This is a genomic window from Enterobacter cloacae complex sp. 2024EL-00711 (genome assembly GCF_047529885.1).
GTDB classification, from domain to species: Bacteria; Pseudomonadota; Gammaproteobacteria; order Enterobacterales; family Enterobacteriaceae; genus Enterobacter; species Enterobacter ludwigii.
The window spans coordinates 155,717-172,363 of sequence record NZ_JBLIZC010000003.1; the positions used below are offsets into that span (position 1 = coordinate 155,717).

Annotated in this window: 18 protein-coding genes and 1 pseudogene; 17 read left to right on the forward strand and 2 right to left on the reverse strand. The window is 46.3% G+C overall.

Going from position 1 to position 16,647, the window contains the following annotated elements:
* The first annotated feature begins 89 nt into the window (after positions 1 to 89).
* The 7 genes and pseudogenes from ACMVME_RS10725 to ACMVME_RS10755 all read left to right on the forward strand — a co-directional run bounded on the left by ACMVME_RS10725 (position 90) and on the right by ACMVME_RS10755 (position 8,926).
* Entirely contained in the window at positions 90 to 1,100 is a 1,011-nt protein-coding gene (locus ACMVME_RS10725) for a DUF4917 family protein (RefSeq protein ID WP_414743427.1), read from the forward strand.
* Positions 1,101 to 1,143: 43 nt separating this feature from the next.
* Positions 1,144 to 1,719, forward strand: a complete 576-nt coding sequence (locus tag ACMVME_RS10730; RefSeq protein WP_414743428.1) for a restriction endonuclease subunit S — start codon at positions 1,144 to 1,146, stop codon at positions 1,717 to 1,719.
* 19 nt (positions 1,720 to 1,738) lie between these two features.
* Positions 1,739 to 3,346, forward strand: coding sequence for a type I restriction-modification system subunit M (locus ACMVME_RS10735; protein ID WP_414743429.1), 1,608 nt, complete (start codon positions 1,739 to 1,741; stop codon positions 3,344 to 3,346).
* Positions 3,346 to 4,572 (forward strand): restriction endonuclease subunit S, encoded by a 1,227-nt coding sequence (locus ACMVME_RS10740; RefSeq protein WP_414743430.1) that lies wholly within the window; start codon positions 3,346 to 3,348, stop codon positions 4,570 to 4,572. The genes ACMVME_RS10735 and ACMVME_RS10740 overlap by 1 nt, the downstream gene beginning before the upstream one ends.
* A gap of 58 nt (positions 4,573 to 4,630) precedes the next feature.
* Complete coding sequence (locus ACMVME_RS10745; protein ID WP_414743431.1) at positions 4,631 to 7,546, forward strand: type I restriction endonuclease subunit R; 2,916 nt, start codon at positions 4,631 to 4,633, stop codon at positions 7,544 to 7,546.
* A gap of 143 nt (positions 7,547 to 7,689) precedes the next feature.
* Positions 7,690 to 7,793, forward strand: a pseudogene (locus ACMVME_RS10750) (YgjP-like metallopeptidase domain-containing protein); the annotation flags it as partial.
* A 218-nt stretch (positions 7,794 to 8,011) separates the two neighbouring features.
* Positions 8,012 to 8,926 (forward strand): restriction endonuclease, encoded by a 915-nt coding sequence (locus ACMVME_RS10755; RefSeq protein WP_057068568.1) that lies wholly within the window; start codon positions 8,012 to 8,014, stop codon positions 8,924 to 8,926.
* A gap of 119 nt (positions 8,927 to 9,045) precedes the next feature.
* Here ACMVME_RS10755 and ACMVME_RS10760 read toward each other — a convergent pair whose 3' ends face one another.
* Both ACMVME_RS10760 and ACMVME_RS10765 read right to left on the reverse strand, forming a co-directional pair.
* On the reverse strand, positions 9,046 to 9,273 hold the full coding sequence (locus ACMVME_RS10760; protein WP_057068579.1) for a helix-turn-helix transcriptional regulator: 228 nt from the start codon (positions 9,271 to 9,273) through the stop codon (positions 9,046 to 9,048).
* Positions 9,274 to 9,428: 155 nt separating this feature from the next.
* Positions 9,429 to 9,998: an inovirus Gp2 family protein gene (locus ACMVME_RS10765; protein WP_057068566.1), complete on the reverse strand. Its 570-nt coding sequence runs from the start codon at positions 9,996 to 9,998 to the stop codon at positions 9,429 to 9,431.
* A 494-nt stretch (positions 9,999 to 10,492) separates the two neighbouring features.
* Between ACMVME_RS10765 and ACMVME_RS10770 the strand changes: the two genes are divergently transcribed.
* The 10 genes from ACMVME_RS10770 to ACMVME_RS10815 all read left to right on the forward strand — a co-directional run bounded on the left by ACMVME_RS10770 (position 10,493) and on the right by ACMVME_RS10815 (position 16,565).
* Positions 10,493 to 11,479, forward strand: a complete 987-nt coding sequence (locus ACMVME_RS10770) for a hypothetical protein (RefSeq protein ID WP_414743432.1) — start codon at positions 10,493 to 10,495, stop codon at positions 11,477 to 11,479.
* Between the two features lie 210 nt (positions 11,480 to 11,689).
* On the forward strand, positions 11,690 to 12,418 hold the full coding sequence (locus ACMVME_RS10775; RefSeq protein ID WP_057068562.1) for a DUF3944 domain-containing protein: 729 nt from the start codon (positions 11,690 to 11,692) through the stop codon (positions 12,416 to 12,418).
* Between the two features lie 59 nt (positions 12,419 to 12,477).
* On the forward strand, positions 12,478 to 13,155 hold the full coding sequence (locus tag ACMVME_RS10780; protein WP_057068560.1) for a helix-turn-helix transcriptional regulator: 678 nt from the start codon (positions 12,478 to 12,480) through the stop codon (positions 13,153 to 13,155).
* Between the two features lie 54 nt (positions 13,156 to 13,209).
* Complete coding sequence (locus ACMVME_RS10785; protein WP_414743433.1) at positions 13,210 to 13,674, forward strand: hypothetical protein; 465 nt, start codon at positions 13,210 to 13,212, stop codon at positions 13,672 to 13,674.
* Positions 13,675 to 13,760: 86 nt separating this feature from the next.
* Positions 13,761 to 14,120, forward strand: a complete 360-nt coding sequence (locus ACMVME_RS10790; protein WP_414743434.1) for a hypothetical protein — start codon at positions 13,761 to 13,763, stop codon at positions 14,118 to 14,120.
* Between the two features lie 81 nt (positions 14,121 to 14,201).
* Positions 14,202 to 14,414 carry a hypothetical protein gene (locus ACMVME_RS10795; protein ID WP_049141565.1) on the forward strand — a complete coding sequence of 71 codons (213 nt, stop codon included), beginning with the start codon at positions 14,202 to 14,204 and terminating at the stop codon, positions 14,412 to 14,414.
* Positions 14,415 to 14,512: 98 nt separating this feature from the next.
* The gene (locus ACMVME_RS10800; protein ID WP_142132151.1) at positions 14,513 to 15,334 is read left to right on the forward strand and encodes a DUF932 domain-containing protein; all 822 of its coding nucleotides are present in this window, start codon (positions 14,513 to 14,515) and stop codon (positions 15,332 to 15,334) included.
* 70 nt (positions 15,335 to 15,404) lie between these two features.
* Positions 15,405 to 15,875: a RadC family protein gene (gene radC / locus ACMVME_RS10805; protein ID WP_414743435.1), complete on the forward strand. Its 471-nt coding sequence runs from the start codon at positions 15,405 to 15,407 to the stop codon at positions 15,873 to 15,875.
* A gap of 12 nt (positions 15,876 to 15,887) precedes the next feature.
* Complete coding sequence (locus tag ACMVME_RS10810; protein ID WP_414743436.1) at positions 15,888 to 16,211, forward strand: type IV toxin-antitoxin system YeeU family antitoxin; 324 nt, start codon at positions 15,888 to 15,890, stop codon at positions 16,209 to 16,211.
* A gap of 33 nt (positions 16,212 to 16,244) precedes the next feature.
* On the forward strand, positions 16,245 to 16,565 hold the full coding sequence (locus ACMVME_RS10815; RefSeq protein ID WP_414743437.1) for a TA system toxin CbtA family protein: 321 nt from the start codon (positions 16,245 to 16,247) through the stop codon (positions 16,563 to 16,565).
* Positions 16,566 to 16,647 lie beyond the last annotated feature (82 nt).

Sequence of the window (16,647 nt, forward strand, 5' to 3'; positions counted from 1 at the left end):
AATTTTTAAAAATTACCGATTTGAACATGAGTGGGTGAGTTCTTGCCGGAATACCCACAAATCTTAAATATGAAAGCGAGGGTTGAAACATGGTAACAATTAAACAATGGGCCGAGATTGAGGCCAACTACGATGATACTTTACTTTTGGGGAATGGTGCAAGTATCGCTGTTAATAGCGATTTTGCCTATCGTAGCTTATGTCAGAAGTTGACCGAGCTCAGTTCAGATGGGCAGCTGGCAGCCTTGTTCGAACTATTTGATACGCAAGATTTTGAGTTGATTCTGCATCGTCTGTGGATTGCAACCCAAGTAAATCAACAACTCGGTGTGCCTGAAAATGCAACGACTGAGGGGTATAAATTACTTAGAAATCTGTTGATTCAATGTGTGAGCCAAAATCATCCTGAACATTATGAGATATCGGGTGTGCTAGCTAAAATTCGCTCTTTTATAGGCAAATTCAAGACGATTTTATCCCTGAATTACGATCTTATTGTGTACTGGGCATCTTTGCTTGAAGATACAACTACCGGAAAATTAAAGGATTGCTTCATAAATCGTTTGTTTAATGAACAGCTAGATTGGAGTGAATTTAGAGACTTACATTGGAAGGATCGTGAAAGAGGTTACAAGACGACTAGCTTAGTCTTCTACCCACATGGTTCTTTGATTTTGGCCCAAGACTTCAGTGGTCAAGAGTCCAAATTACACACTAATCCTCGTGGTGACGGAAATTATCTTCAGCAAATATCTCGGCAATGGGATTCTGCAGCAGTTACACCAGTTTTTGTTTCTGAGGGGACAAGTAAGCAAAAACTAAGTGCGATTGCTCGTAGTCGTTATCTTGACACTGTTTACCGTGAAGTACTGCCAGAGAAAAAGGAAAGTATCGTGATCTATGGATGGAGTATGGGGGAAAATGATACCCATATACTCGATGCCCTGAAAAAAAGTCAGCCATCAAGGATTGCGATTTCAGTGTATGGCACTGACTCCTCTGGCTGTGATGCAATTGAAGGTATGTTAAAAGCGGTGTTTGGTGACGGTTTGCTTGTCGAGTTTTTCGACAGTGAAAGCGCCAACTGCTGGTGCCATTAACTAAGCCAAAGGGGGCGTAGCCCCCGATTTTACGAGGATAAAAATGGGAAAAATCGTCTATAGCGACATTGCAAATTTTATCCCCGGAGTAAACCTGTCACGCATAGAGTCGGAGAAATCAGGTAAAGAGTATCGCTTCTATACAGCACAGTTGCATCAGATCGATGACTGGCAACCTGAAGTGATAGTTTCTGATAAAGAACAGGTGGTTAAGAGTGCGACGTTACTAAAAGTGACAAGAGAAAATGATGTCATTATTAACTTAGCGAATGCTAAAGCTGTTCTTGTTAAGCAGGAGCATGCAGGGCGAATATTGGGCAATAACTTTGTTAAGGTCGAGTTGGATGTTAGCAGAGTTTCTCCATTATTTTGGATTTGGCATTTCAATGAGAGCAAAGCTATAGCCCAACAAAAATCATTTGTTCTGCAGGGGTCAACTGTACCCAAGTTAACTCTGCAAATGGTTCGTCAATTTGAACTCGATTTACCTGGACTAAAAAAACAACAAGCGATAGGTGAGCTGTATCTTCATCTCAAGATGAAAGATTACTACGAGTACAACTTGATGAAATTAAAGCAACAATATTATTTTGCCAAAATAGAAAATTTATCAAAATAATCAATGAGTAAGGTTTATTATGTCTCCCCAGATTGAAGCACAAAATTTAAGTGAACTGCAAGGCCGCCTGTGGAATATCGCCGATACTCTGCGCGGTAAGATGAATGCCGATGAATTCCGCGACTACTGCTTAGGTTTTATTTTCTATAAATATCTTTCTGAAAAATTCGTTGCTTACGCTAACAAAATTTTGGCGGAAGATGGCATTCAGTACAACGAGCTGACTCCTGAACATCCAGCGTATCAGGACATTGTTGACGCAGTAAAAGAGGATAGTATCCCGTCCTTAGGCTACTTTTTGCCGCCAACCGATCTGTTCCACACCATGGCAGAACGTGTGGCTAAAGATCCCAAAGGTGCAGGCACCGGCTTTATTCTGGAAGACCTCGCCACTACCCTACGCAGCATTGAACAAAGCACGTTGGGCACCGACTCCGCGGATGACTTCAGCAACTTGTTTGAAGATCTTGATTTAGGCTCTAGCAAGCTTGGCAGTACAGCAAAAGCGAAAAATGAGCTGATTGGTAAAGTGATTACTGAACTCGACAAGTTGAGCTTTAATCTTAGTGAAGCCAGCTCCGATATTCTGGGCGACGCCTACGAATATCTGATCGGCCAGTTCGCCTCAGGCGCAGGTAAGAAAGCCGGTGAGTTCTATACTCCGCAGCCAGTTTCCACCCTGCTAGCTAAAATCGTCACAACTCACAAGCTGAAGCTGAAAAACGTGTATGACCCGACCTGTGGCTCTGGCTCTTTGTTATTGCGCGTGAAACGTGAAGCCTCATCGGTGGGTAAAATCTACGGTCAGGAGATGAACCGTACCACATATAACCTGGCGCGTATGAACATGATTCTGCACGGGGTTCATTATGCGGACTTTGAGATCATTCAGGAAGATACGCTGGAGCACCCGCAGCATACGCATCTGAAATTTGACGCCATCGTTGCTAACCCACCGTTCTCCGCCAAGTGGAGTGCCAGCCCGCTGTTTATGAACGATGACCGCTTTGCTCAGTACGGTAAATTGGCCCCGTCCAGCAAAGCGGATATGGCGTTTGTACAGCATATGTTCCATCACCTGGAAGATGATGGCACGATGGCGGTGGTTCTGCCGCATGGGGTCTTGTTCCGTGGTGCAGCGGAAGGCCATATCCGTCAGTTTATGATTGAGAAGCTGAACTGTATCGATGCGGTGATCGGTCTGCCTGCCAATATCTTCTATGGCACCAGCATTCCGACCTGCGTACTGGTATTGCGCAAGTGCCGCAAGCACAACGACAGCATTCTGTTTATCGATGCTAGCAATGACTTTGAAAAGGTGAAAACCCAGAACCGCCTGTTGCCGGAACATATCGACAAAATCGCCGATACCTACAACGACTGGAAGGCGCTCGATAAGTACAGCCATATCGCAACGCTGGAAGAAATCCGTAACAACGATTACAACCTCAATATCCCGCGCTATGTCGATACTTTTGAGGCAGAAGAAGAGATTGATCTCAACGCGGTGGCGCAGGAAATTCGCGATCTGGAAGGGAAAGTGGCGGAGATCGACAAGACAATTGCTGAGTTCTGCAAGGAGTTGGGAATTGACGCGCCGTTTATGTTTATGGAGGGGAATAAGTAATGGTGCCTAAGCTAAGGTTTTCATTCACATCCGCATTGTTACCTCATAAATTAGGTGTATTAACTAAGTGGTCTTCTGGTGGTACACCATCGAAAGATAATAAGTCCTACTGGGATGGTGATATTTCTTGGTTTACCGCAGCTTCGATGAAAGACAACGAACTGTCTGTTTCGCCAACAAAAATTTCTGATTTGGGTTTAGCAAATGGCAGCCGCTTAGCAAATAAGAGTGATATTCTACTCTTAGTCAGAGGCAGTATGTTATTTAATAAAATACCTGTGGGGGTTTTATTAAATGATGCGGCTTTTAATCAAGATGTAAAAGCTATTAAATGCCTTGAAAAATTCAATCATAGATTTGCATTACAATGGTTACTATCAAAAGAATCTCACTTGCTAAGTATGGTTACTGGGACTGGCATAGGCGCGGGTAAACTGGATACAAGCGAGCTTCAAAATTTAGATGTATATCTTCCTGATTATGTAGAACAATCCAAAATCGCCGACTTTCTGTCCTCTGTTGATGAAAAAATCAAGCTCCTGAACAAGCAGTACTATCTGCTATGTCAGTATAAAAAAGGCATGATGCAGAAGATTTTTAGTCAGGAAGTGCGGTTTAAGGATAACAATGGAAGGAGTTTTCCAAAATGGACTATGAAGATATTCTCCGACTTCTTCACTATAGGGTCTAGTAAACGAGTTTTACAGGGTGATTGGGTAAATGAAGGTGTTCCATTTTATAGAACAAGAGAACTCGTAAGCTTATCCAGGAAAGAAAAGTTTAAAAGCGAAATATTCATAACTGAAGATAATTATACTTACTTAAAAGCTAAGTATGGGGTTCCTGCTGTCGGTGATTTTCTAGTCAGTGGGGTTGGAACGTTAGGTATAATTCATCAAGTTAAAAATGGTAACCCATTCTATTTTAAAGATGGAAATGTCTTATGGTTCAAGAAAAACAATGAAATAAGTTCGGATTTTTTCTACCATTTGTTTAATAGCCAAAAAGTTCTCACACAGATCGTTGATCATGCTGCAATTACAACGGTTGGGACTTATACCATTGAGAAGGCTAAGAAAACAAAATTTATGTGTCCTTCCTTGGAAGAGCAAACCAAAATTGCCAATCTTCTCTCTTCAATGGACGATAAAATTGCCTTCAAAAAAGCAGAACTGGACAAGTTAAAAACCTGGAAGCAGGGTCTGCTCCAGCAAATGTTTATTTAAAAATTATCCGGACTGGTACATTCCGGGCCTGCACCATAACTAAAGGCACTACACACTGATGGCAACGCAAAGCGAATACGAGTTAGAATCGCAGCTGGTGGAACAGCTGGTGGGCATGCACTATGAACGGGTGAATGTCACCGATGAAGCCAGTATGAAAGTCAACCTGCGAAAGCAGATTGAAATCCATAACCGACTGGAATCTGCCCCCCTCACGGACAGCGAATTTAACCGTATTTTTTTGCACCTGACAAAAGGCAATGAGGTCATTGATCGCGCTAAGATTCTGCGCGATCGCTACCAGTTATTTCGTGATGACGGCACTGAGAAGTGGCTCAGCTTTATCAATAAAGAAGAGTGGTGCCAGAACGAGTTCCAGGTGACGAGCCAGGTGGAGCAGTTCAATGCCGAGCAAAATTCGCGTAAAACCCGCTTCGACGTCACGCTGCTGATCAACGGCCTTCCGCTGGTGCAGATTGAACTTAAGCGTCGCGGCCTGGGGCTGAAAGAGGCCTTTAATCAGATCGATCGTTATCATCGGGATGCGTTCTGGGTCGGCAGCGGCCTGTTCCAGTATGTGCAGATCTTTATTATCAGTAACGGCGTGGACACCAAATACTACGCCAACAACCGCGCCAACCATTTCGAGCAGACCTTCTTCTGGACCGATGAAAAGAATAATCCGCTCAAAGCGCTGGAGAAATTCACAGACGCTTTTCTGAAGGTTTGTCACATCGCCAAAATGATCACACACTACACGGTGCTGAATGAAACCCGTAAATGCCTGATGGTGATGCGCCCCTATCAGTTTTATGCCTGTGAGGCGATGATCCGCCATGTGAAAGAGAATCTGCACAAGCAGGGACGGCCGGAGAACGGCTATATCTGGCACACCACCGGCTCAGGTAAAACGCTAACCTCGTTTAAAGCCAGCCAGGTGATCATGGAGATGCCGGAAGTGGATCGCGTCATTTTTGTGGTCGATCGCCGGGATCTGGATTATCAGACGGCAAAAGAGTTTAACGGTTTTGCGAAAGACAGCGTGGATACCACCAACAACACCAGTACGCTGATAAAACATCTCAAGCAAAGCAGCACCAAGCTTACGCTGACTACCATTCAGAAGCTGAATAACGCCATCACCCACGAAGGGTATAAAGCGCAGCTCGCACATCTGCGTAAAGAACGCATCGTCTTTATCTTCGATGAATGCCATCGCAGCCAGTTCGGTGATACGCATAAAGCGATTGTGAATTTCTTCGAGAATGCGCAGCTGTTTGGTTTTACCGGGACGCCAATCTTTGCCGATAACGTCAATATCACCAATGGTGTCAAACAGACCACCGAACGGTTGTTCGATAAATGCTTGCATAAATACGTGATTGTCGACGCCATCCGGGATGAAAACGTTCTGCGCTTTGCCGTGGAATATGTCGGTACTTACAAGCGCAAAGAAAGCAGCAATGAGATCGATATCGATGTGGAGGATATCGACACCAAAGAGGTGATGGAAAGCGACATCCGGTTGGGCAAAGTGACCGACTACATCCTTGCCCACCATAACGCCAAGACCCGCAATCGCGAGTTCACCGCGATGTTCTGCGTCGGATCAGTCGATATGCTGATCACCTACTACAAACTCTTTAAAGAAAAGCAGGCCGCACTGCAGGCGGCGGATGCCAACTACAAGCCATTAAAAATTGCCACCATCTTCACTTATGCCGCCAATGAAGCGGACAAAAGTGATAAAGAGGCGGTAAACGGTCTGCTGGATGAAGAGGATATTAGCCTGCCGCAAGGCGCGAAAGTTGATACCTCGAGTCGCGATCATCTGGATAGTTTTATCAAGGATTATAACGAGCTGTATGGCACCAGCTACTCGGTCAATGATTCAAAGAGCTTCTACAATTACTACAAAAATATTGCCCAGCGCACCAAAGAGAAAGGCATCGATATTCTTCTGGTGGTGAATATGTTCCTCACCGGTTTCGACAGCCCGGCGTTGAACACGCTATATGTTGATAAAAACCTGCGTTTTCACGGCCTGGTGCAGGCGTTTTCCCGCACCAACCGCATTCTCAACGAGAAGAAAAGTCACGGGAATATCGTCTGTTTCCGTAATCTGAAGAAAGCGACCGACGATGCTATCGCCCTTTTCTCGAACAAAGATGCCTCTTCTACGGTGCTGGTCAAACCCTTTGACGAGTATTTCGGGGATTATCAGGACGCTGTCGATCGCTTGTTAACGCTGACGCCAACGGTGGAAAGCGTGGACGATTTACCGGATGAAGAAGCACAATTGGCGTTTGTAACGGCGTTCCGTGATGTGATGCGTTTGAAAAACATCCTCGAAAGCTTTGCCGATTTTGACGATGCGGCTAAACCGCTGTCGGACCAGGCGCTGGCCGATTTCACCAGTAAATACCTCGATATCCACGACAAGGTGAAAAAGCACTCCAGCAAAGAGAAAGTCTCGATTCTTGAAGACGTGGATTTTGAAGTCTCGCTGATTCATCGCGACGAAATTAACGTTGGCTACATTCTGCGCCTGCTAGCGGGCATACAGGCGATGCCGCCAAAAGAGCAGCAGGAGCAGAAGAAAAAGATCATGGATATTGTCGATAGCGACGTCACGCTGCGCAGTAAACGTGAGCTTATCGATAACTTTATTGAAAAAAACCTGCTGCATGCCTCGCATGACGAAGATATCACTCAGGTGTTTGAAGCCTATGTCGAACAGGAAAAAGGTAAGGCGCTGGCAGCCTTGTGCAGCGAAGAGCGACTTGATTCCATCAAACTGGCTGGCTTGCTGGATAACTACCTCTTTACCGATGTGATGCCGCGAGAGGATGAGGTGGCGGAAACGCTGACCTGGACACCAAAGATTCTGGAACGCAAAAGCGTTCGAGCTCGGATTTACGAACGTGTTCGGGATGTAATTGATACCTTTATCAATGGGATGCGCGGGTTTTAATACGCAAGGGCCAATTCATAGGTGGCCCTGTAATTTACTTTTTATACATAAAAATCAATGAGTTCACAACTATGCTTGTAAAGCATTTCGGATCAATTAGGCATATATTAACTCGGTGGAAGTCTGACACTTAATCACCCTATGAGTGTATTAATTACGTGATGCTGCATGAGCTGTGTCATATTGCCGAACACAAACATAGCGAGCATTTTAGCGTCTGACTGGGCAAGTTATGCCCGAGTGGTAAGTGGCAAAAACGCGGTTGGATGAGACGGTATGAGTGATTTTTCCTAATTTATGGTGTGGAGATGAGATTTTACTTTGGTCGATAAAATGGGTAACTAAGGTGTATGTGTTCATCTCCTCACCAGTTGGAAGTACACTCAATTGCTAAGTAACTAAACAGACTTTAGTTGATCGGTTTGACGCAACCGATCTAATAAAAAACTTATCAGGGATGTTTATATGGCTGTTCCTACTTACGATAAATTTATTGAACCAGTTCTCCGTTTTCTGGCAGGTAAACCTGAGGGGGTACCTGCTCGCGATGCGCATGAAGCTGCGGCAGATGCACTTAATCTTGATGATAATCAGCGAGCAGAAGTGATAGCCAGTGGTCAGTTGGTTTATAAAAACCGGGCAGGCTGGGCACATGACCGTCTGAAGCGAGCTGGATTATCGCAAAGTTTATCCAGAGGAAAATGGTGCTTAACGCCCGACGGGGTTAAATGGGTACAGGCCCATCCCCAGCCACTCCCCGAAAAGGAAGTGAACCACCTGGCCTTTGATTTCATGAACGTGAAGTTAAAACAGCAGCCAGATGCTGTCGATCTTGATCCAAGACCAGCTGCACCGAACCAGGAAGAGCTGGCAAAAAGCAGCCCTGACGATCGTCTTGATCAAGCGTTAAAAGAGCTACGTGATGCTGTTGCTGATGAGTTACTGGAAAACTTGTTGCAGGTATCCCCAGCGCGTTTTGAGGTTATCGTCTTGGATGTTCTTCATCGTCTGGGATATGGCGGACATCGGGATGATCTTCAGCGCGTAGGTGGTACTGGAGATGGTGGTATCGACGGCATTATTTCACTTGATAAATTGGGGCTGGAAAAAGTTTACGTGCAGGCTAAGCGCTGGCAGAACACTGTTGGTCGCCCTGAACTTCAGGCGTTCTATGGTGCGCTGGCCGGACAGAAGGCCAAACGTGGAGTATTTATTACCACTTCCGGCTTTACTTCTCAGGCGCGAGATTTTGCCCATTCTGTTGAGGGCATGGTTTTGGTTGATGGCGAACGTCTGGTTCATTTGATGATTGAGAACGAAGTCGGTGTTTCTTCGCGTTTGGTTAAAGTGCCCAAACTGGACATGGATTATTTTGAGTAACGAGTCAATTCGAGCCGGAGGGACAGCTCCGGTGATTTGTCCGAAGTGTTTTCTCTCTAAGGGCTGGTTTTCGTGTTTCTGAGTTATCAGTGACATACATTCCACTGTGTACTGTCTTTTCATCGCAGACAGTTCCCCCGTGAATCCTCAATACGTTGCTGCATCCAGCTCTCTACTTCGCTTTTAAACCAACGTGAACTACGTCCCAGTTTGATGGGTTTCGGGAATTCGCCATCCTGAATAAGTTTATAAAACCATTTGTCGGTCATGCCGGTATATGTAGTGATAAAAGTCATGTCTATAAGCGGGTCTTCAGCACTAAGAATGGGGTTATTGATAGTAGCCATGGAATCTCTCCCTCTGAAAATTAATGATGGGAGGAGTCCGGTGTAGTTGAGTTCTATTGCACACCAGTACTCCTTCAGAGGATAGGGATTGCCAGTAAAAAAATACCTGAGCGCCTTATCGGCAACGATAGGCTGGGGCGAATCTTGAGGGGATATCAGCGCTGGCTGCATCCAAAATTACGCTCGCCATCACCAGTAACCTTGGTATGGTCCTTTGCAAGATATGAAGCCCGTAATAATGCCTCCTGTAGTTGCTCGTTATTCCCTCGGTTAATCCAGTACACCGGGCTTTCCGGAAAGTGTGCCAGCGTTGCATACTCCTGAGTACCCACCCGTAAGGCGCTACACCACGCCTGTTTGATTAATCCTGCCAGTGAAGCCGGGTCGTTATAGTTGCCTGCGGAACACCAGACTTCGCGATTAAGCAACAACACCATGTGATAGTGCTTTTTACCGTTGCGTTCTCCATATTCCTTTGCCCATATATAACGCAGGTCGGTCATGCGTTTTCGGTTGCCCTCGCGGTGTTTACGAAGCAGATACACTGCAATCTTTACTTTCAGAGAGTCTATAAATCGGGAGATGACAGCAGCATCTGTAGCTGCTGGTACATTGGGTAGTCGTAGATCAACCCTCAGCATTAATACTCGCGGATAAGCCTTAAGGGCGTTCTGTAAGGTGTCGGTAATACGTTGTTGCCAGAAAGGATTAGAGGTGTAATTCATTATGGAAATCTCCAGTGGTTTGTTTTTCACATCAATGACTGGAGTTGTAAAAAAATACTCTTAAAAATAATCCTTCAGATAATTAAAACTGAGATTTGATGTTTCAACCTATCTTGATTAAATCATTTCTGATTACAAAAGGGTTATGAAGGTAACCCATAGCTTTAAGCGTAACAGAGAGAAAGGGTGTGTCAGGTATATATTACCAATCCGACAGTTTGTTCGATGTAAAGTGTGTACATCCGGTGGCCATGCACCATCAACCTGCTCCTGGCTGGTCCTCCAGTCACTCTGGAGTTAACGTTATATGGGGAAGTTGATTGACTATGCTATTAAAGTGCCATCAGCTCAGTATTTAAAGGGGTTTTGTGCTGTGAATGGAACGTTTTTTCCTTGTTTTTTCCGCAATCAGGCATCATTTTTAACACGAAAAATCTTCATTAACACCTTGGCTTAAGTTATCTTAAAAGGAGGCTTGAGAGAAGGAACTGGACATGAGTGATGAGCGTATAAAAAGGATGAGAATCAAATCTGCTCAGGAATTGGCAGGAGATGAACCAATGCTGATAAGGGAATATCTTTCAACCTTTCCATTGTCTATGCTCAGGCGTATATTAATATCGCTAAATATAACGATAGCAAACTCAAATTTCTCACAGATAGCCAATAACGCCCCGGCATTAATAGATTTTATTTGCTCGGATGTCGCTTCTGATAAAATAAAATCTCCTTTTGATAAGATAAATGAACTTGTAAAAGATGTAGAAAGTGACGCTTTCTCCGATGGTTGTATTGTATGGCTTAAAAATGATATCGAGGCATGCCACTATTTCTGGTGGAATCTGATGCAACTCGAATGGAAAGGTGTGTTTAAACTGCTCAGAGCGGATAATATACATCTCTACAGTGATGTGGGGATTAAGCAGCAAGCTCAATGCGTCTTTGATACATTTTGTTTGCCCAGAGTCGTAGGTGGACATAAAGAACGTTATAAATCCATTTTTACCTTATTAAGTTTGTTGCCATTCAAAAATACTGAAATAAATCTTCTGATTTCACATTTATCCTGTAACTACAAGAGAGATAAAGAGATATGCAGGCATGAGGTCAATGTCACCTCTTTGATGAAAAGCAAAGAGTCGGTTTCTTTTTCAGTTCGTTACTTAAAGAAAAAAAATATGTTCCTGGTTGATTTAGAACCTCTCACGGAGAGTGATAGTAAATACGCATTAATCACACAGCTTTATATGCTTACAAGAGAAGACAATTTTAAAGAGTTAGTCACTTCGTTGACTAAAGCTTGGTCACAAAAGAAGGTACGTGAAAAAAGAAAAGAGACGGATAAAAAACAGACTGCCGAACTTCTCGGCTTGAGCAAAGAAAGCATCAGGATGCTTAAGGAATTATCAAAAAAACACAGTATGGGCCAATCAGAACTGATGGATCTGGCTATACAGTCTTTGTTCGAGCAAATGCAATAATTCATTATAAAATCAGATATATATCATCATAATGTATGACGGTAGCTTCCGATCTCAGTGTGTATGTTTTAGTCGTAGTTGTCACGGGACTATGACACTCAGTGTCGCATTCAACTCCATCCGCGTAAAAACTCACCATTTCAGAAGACATATCCGTGCCACAGCCCCCCTTAAAGTGTGAACTCTCACCACACTGACTGAGGAAGATTAATGGCTGTCTACCGTAACGACCCCGATTTAAACCTGCTGGGCCAGTGCAGCAATGAAGAGCTGCAACTACTGGTTTCTATTCTGACCACTGACCCTCGTGACGGCGACATCCGCTGGACAGAGAGCCTGACCAGCACCCCGGAATACCGTCTGCTGGCACCGGAACACCGCCGCTACTGGCAACTGATAGCGGCTGAACTTCAGCGTTACGGGGCCAATACGCTGGTAAGTTTGATTAGGCTGGGGCAGGGCGTGACCTATCGAGAAATCCTTGGTGATGTTTGCGACAAACTTGATGTGAACTTCAACCTGAAAAGCACCACCGAGACCATTGAGTTGTGCCTGCTGATGAAGGTGCTGGAGAAAAGCCTGGACCAGATGACATCCGAAGAACTGGCTACCTTTTCCCGCAATATGCAACTCGACTTAACCAACCCCACCCCTCAGCTCATTTTGATGGCAGTACAGGCAGCCATACGTACCTCCTCGCTGGCTGCACTGGAGCTTGCCACCGTACTATCTGCAAGCGTCATTACCTCACTAGGAGGCGTTGCCACTTGGGGCACGGTAGTGGTGGCATCCAGAGCACTGTCCGTTATTTCCGGTCCCGTCGCCATTGCGCTCAGTTCGGCGTGGATGATTTCCGACATTGCGGGTCCGGCTTACCGGGTCACCATACCGGCCTGCATCATCGTAGCCTGGCTCCGGCAGCAACGTCTTTCCCGCTAATCCATTTTTCACTGCCAGCAGATGACTGGTACCAATATTTTCTGCTGGGAGCACACAACATGTCTGAACAGGGACACCGCTATGATCGGTTGGCCAGCCGTCTCGCCATCCTGGTCAGTCGCCTCTTTATGGGCGAATCACTCAGCGTCAGACAATTGGCTCAGGAGTTTGGCGTTTCTGAGCGCACCGTTCAGCGCGACTTGCGTGAGCGTCTGCGTTATCTCGACATCGAATATTCCCGTGGAAGCTTCCGGCTCCTGGACGCACGGGGTCCCTTTCGCACCAACAGCGACATTCTCCGCTTTGCCCGGATAACCAGCGTGGCACATTACTTTCCTACTCTGGATCCCAGGCTGCTGTCGGTGTTGCTCGACAGTGGTCAGGATTCTCCATGTATTATCTGGAATGCCCCGCCACGTCAGGCACCTGCGTTGTTTGGTGGTTTCCAGGCTATCGTTCAGGCCATCATCCGTAATCGCCGTGTTCACTTTCTGCATCAAGGTCATCAGCAGTCTGCAGTGGCCCCTTACCGGCTGATCTGTCTGGACGGGGAGTGGTACTTGGTGGGCGTATCGAAAGATCGCATTCAGGTGTTCACCCTTTCAGCCATCACTGATGTGGTGATGACCCTCAGCTGTTTTGTGCGAAACAGCCATATCACTCGCATTTTTCAGGACCCGAGATTCATTCAGGCCCTGCCGCATTATCAATATATCAGCGGGCTCATCAGGGAATGAGCCCGTATTCCCGTCCGTCAGGACAATTTGCTTTACTTACAAAAGGATACATTCATGAAAAATTCATCACTCAGCGCGTTGGTGCTGGTCTGTGGTCTTGTTCCGGTCATGGCGCAGGCTTTTGGAAATAAGGACACTTGGTCCAGTGGTTGGGGCCAAGGCGTATCAGAGTTTGTTATCAAGGGGAAAGGTCAGTCACAGTTATATCTATCCTGTGAGGATTATGGCTCACAGCCGGCTACGGTCATATTTACGGACGCCAGCGGGCATGAAGTCAGTATGGATGAAGATAAAAACCTTCAGGTCAGCATTGACGGTGGAGAGGCCATTGATATCAGTGAGTCTGGCAGTCGTATCGGCAGCAATAACCTGGTGCTGGCCTGGACACAGTTGCGTAACGGCAAACAAGTCTCGGTATCCGGCGAAGGTGTTAATCCAGCTACCTTCACGCTAGCTGGGGCTGCGAAGGTGCTGCCAGAGTTTGGCACACACGGCTGTATGGCAAAGGCCTCACTCTGATTTGTACCTGTTTTTACCTTCTGTTGCTGGTAATGAATGATGATATTCGTGTTCCGGCGATACGTTACTCTTAAAAGGAATACGCTGTGAAAATCAAACAATGGTTGATACCCGCACTGCTTTTATTGTCTGCTTCGGCGCTGGCCGAGCCAGCTTCTCCAATAAAAGTGGAGACCAGTGATTATGTTCATCCTGCCGGAACAAGCTACGCCACTGTAGTGGTCACCTCGCTGGATGACAGTGTGAGAGTTGAAAACATTGACGTTAATCGGGGCAACTGCCGCATCGACAACAAAAAGTTTATGTCCTCCGTTAACAAGGAAACCATTCTGCCGATCACTCTGCACTACGGGCAGTCCGTCAAAGTGAATTTTTATAATGAGTGCGTGGCTTCGGAAGTGGTAGTCACCACCGACAGAGGGGCGTGGCGCTACACCTATAACTGAGTAGTCTCTCTGTTTCATCTCCCTCCATAAAAGACGTCACATCACCAACGGACTGCCGTCAGGCAGTCCGGAGCAAACCCTATGATTTTTCTGAAAATGCTGGTGACCGCTTTGGGTCAGGTTCTGACCTGGTACGGCGGTCAGCAAGCCCGACAATTTATTGAAATCCGCTTTCGTCAGGCCGGTCGCGATGACGACAGCATAGATGCAGCCAGAGAAGCAGCCACGCTGCTGGTGACCGCGCTGATAACTGCCCTGATGGCGCAGATATTACGGATCCTGGACAACTTCTGAGCCGCCTTCTGCTGTAACGATCACTGAACCTGCATATCGCCCCTGCCTCCTTACGGAGCAGGGGCTTTTGTTTTTATGCCCCAAAACCTAAGGAAATTATCATGAAATTAGCCAGCCGCTTTGGTGCGGTCAACCTGGTTCGCCGCGACCGTCCTCTAACCCATGATGAACTGGCGCATTACGTACCGAGTGTCTTTAGTGAAGAAAAGCATGAATCACGTAGTGACCGATACACCTACATCCCGACCATAACCCTTCTCGATAACCTGCAGCGAGAAGGCTTCCAGCCGTTCTTCGCCTGCCAGACTCGTGTGCGGGATCAGAGCAAGCGTGAACACACTAAACATATGCTGCGCCTGCGCCGCGAAGGCCAAATCACTGGCAAGCAAGTGCCGGAAATTATTCTGCTTAATAGCCATGACGGTTCCAGCTCATACCAGATGCTGCCGGGGCTATTTAGATCGGTTTGCCAAAATGGGCTGATTTGCGGTGAGAGTTTTGGTGAAGTGCGTGTTCCCCATAAGGGTAACGTGGTGGAGAAAGTCATTGAAGGGGCTTACGAGGTACTGGGGATATTTGATCGGGTGGAGGAGAAGCGCAATGCAATGCAGTCGCTTTTGTTACCGCCGCCAGCACAACAGGCGATGGCGAAAGCAGCATTAACCTATCGCTTTGGTGAAGAGCATCAGCCGGTGACGGAATCCCAAATCCTATCCCCACGCCGCTGGCAGGATGAAAGTAATGACCTGTGGACCACTTATCAGCGCATTCAGGAAAACCTGATTAAAGGCGGTCTGTCTGGACGAACCACTAAAGGTAAACGAGCCCATACACGCGCTGTTAAAGGTATCGACGGTGATGTAAAGCTCAACCGTGCTCTGTGGGTGATGGCTGAGAATATGCTGCAGCTTGTTTCATGAACCTTTTTATTATCCCTTCCCCTAGGCCTTGCCAATAAACCGGCGAGGCTTTTTGTTTTAAGGAGCAAATATGTCTGTATTCAATTTATCCCCGGTATTTCCTGCAAACGAGCAACGCATCATTCGTCGGGCGTTACGACTGCTGGAGAAATATCAGCGTCAACCGAGTGAGCCATTTACTTCCACCAGCTTCACTAAAACCTGGCTGCAATTACAGATGGCTCATCAGGAGCGTGAAGTTTTTATCGTGATGTATCTCGACAATCAGCACTGCCTGCTGGGATGCGAAACACTGTTTATCGGCACACTCAGCCATACCGAAGTGCATCCCCGCGAAGTGGTTAAATTGGCTCTGAAACACAATGCCGCTGCGGTAATTCTGGCTCATAACCATCCGTCAGGTACGACAGAAATCAGTCAGCAGGATAAACACATCACTCAGCGGATAGTGAAAGCCTTGGCACTGGTAGAAGTGCGAGTGCTGGATCATTTGGTGGTTGGAAACGAGGTGGTCTCCTTTGCCGAGCAGGGTTTGCTTTAAACGGAGATATCCATGTCATTAACACCATCCCATGAATGGGGGCTACAAAGCGATATCACCCCACGATTTGGCGCAAGATTAGTTCAGGAAGGCAACCGGCTGCGTTACCAGGCTGACAGGGCTGGTTTGACGGGAAGCTTTAGCCCAGAGCAGCTACAAAGCCTGGAAAATGCTTTCCCACTGTTTATAGAGCAGTTAGAAAATATGTTGCATTCTGGTGAGTTAAATCCACAGCAGCAACATCAGATGACCATTCAGCTTACAGGTCTAACTTGTATAGCTGATACCCTTAGTAGCTGCGGCTACGTTTACCTCACTGTTTATCCCGCCCAATAACGTCTTCTCTCTTCTTTTATCAGGACCCAAATTATGCACATTTCATCTGTACCGGCCATGGTGCCGGTTTCGTCACGTCTGTCGCCTGTGCAGGTGTGGCAGCAACTGTTAACGTATCTGCTGGAGCATCATTACGGTCTGACACTTAACGACACGCCATTCCACGACGATGCGGCCATCCAAGAGCATATTGAAGCAGGTATTACACTTGCTGATGCAATGAATTTCCTGGTGGAACGCTATGAACTGGTACGCATCGACCGCAAAGAATTTACATGGCAGGAGCAGACACCATTTCTGACCGCGACCGATATTCTCAGAGCCCGTCGAGCTACCGAATTAATAAATACCTGAATTCTTCGAGCCCAATTCCTGATTTTTACCTCTGAACTTCCCACCTTTTTTATTCATCGCATAATGCGCCTGCCACTCCCGG

Bases quoted from the DNA above. Each gene is read 5' to 3' on its own strand.
- ACMVME_RS10725 (WP_414743427.1), top strand. From the start codon at position 90: ATGGTAACAATTAAACAATGGGCCGAGATTGAGGCCAACTACGATGAT.
- ACMVME_RS10730 (WP_414743428.1), top strand. From the start codon at position 1,144: ATGGGAAAAATCGTCTATAGCGACATTGCAAATTTTATCCCCGGAGTA.
- ACMVME_RS10735 (WP_414743429.1), top strand. From the start codon at position 1,739: ATGTCTCCCCAGATTGAAGCACAAAATTTAAGTGAACTGCAAGGCCGC.
- ACMVME_RS10740 (WP_414743430.1), top strand. From the start codon at position 3,346: ATGGTGCCTAAGCTAAGGTTTTCATTCACATCCGCATTGTTACCTCAT.
- ACMVME_RS10745 (WP_414743431.1), top strand. From the start codon at position 4,631: ATGGCAACGCAAAGCGAATACGAGTTAGAATCGCAGCTGGTGGAACAG.
- ACMVME_RS10755 (WP_057068568.1), top strand. From the start codon at position 8,012: ATGGCTGTTCCTACTTACGATAAATTTATTGAACCAGTTCTCCGTTTT.
- ACMVME_RS10760 (WP_057068579.1), bottom strand. From the start codon at position 9,273: ATGGCTACTATCAATAACCCCATTCTTAGTGCTGAAGACCCGCTTATA.
- ACMVME_RS10765 (WP_057068566.1), bottom strand. From the start codon at position 9,998: ATGAATTACACCTCTAATCCTTTCTGGCAACAACGTATTACCGACACC.
- ACMVME_RS10770 (WP_414743432.1), top strand. From the start codon at position 10,493: ATGAGTGATGAGCGTATAAAAAGGATGAGAATCAAATCTGCTCAGGAA.
- ACMVME_RS10775 (WP_057068562.1), top strand. From the start codon at position 11,690: ATGGCTGTCTACCGTAACGACCCCGATTTAAACCTGCTGGGCCAGTGC.
- ACMVME_RS10780 (WP_057068560.1), top strand. From the start codon at position 12,478: ATGTCTGAACAGGGACACCGCTATGATCGGTTGGCCAGCCGTCTCGCC.
- ACMVME_RS10785 (WP_414743433.1), top strand. From the start codon at position 13,210: ATGAAAAATTCATCACTCAGCGCGTTGGTGCTGGTCTGTGGTCTTGTT.
- ACMVME_RS10795 (WP_049141565.1), top strand. From the start codon at position 14,202: ATGATTTTTCTGAAAATGCTGGTGACCGCTTTGGGTCAGGTTCTGACC.
- radC (WP_414743435.1), top strand. From the start codon at position 15,405: ATGTCTGTATTCAATTTATCCCCGGTATTTCCTGCAAACGAGCAACGC.
- ACMVME_RS10810 (WP_414743436.1), top strand. From the start codon at position 15,888: ATGTCATTAACACCATCCCATGAATGGGGGCTACAAAGCGATATCACC.
- ACMVME_RS10815 (WP_414743437.1), top strand. From the start codon at position 16,245: ATGCACATTTCATCTGTACCGGCCATGGTGCCGGTTTCGTCACGTCTG.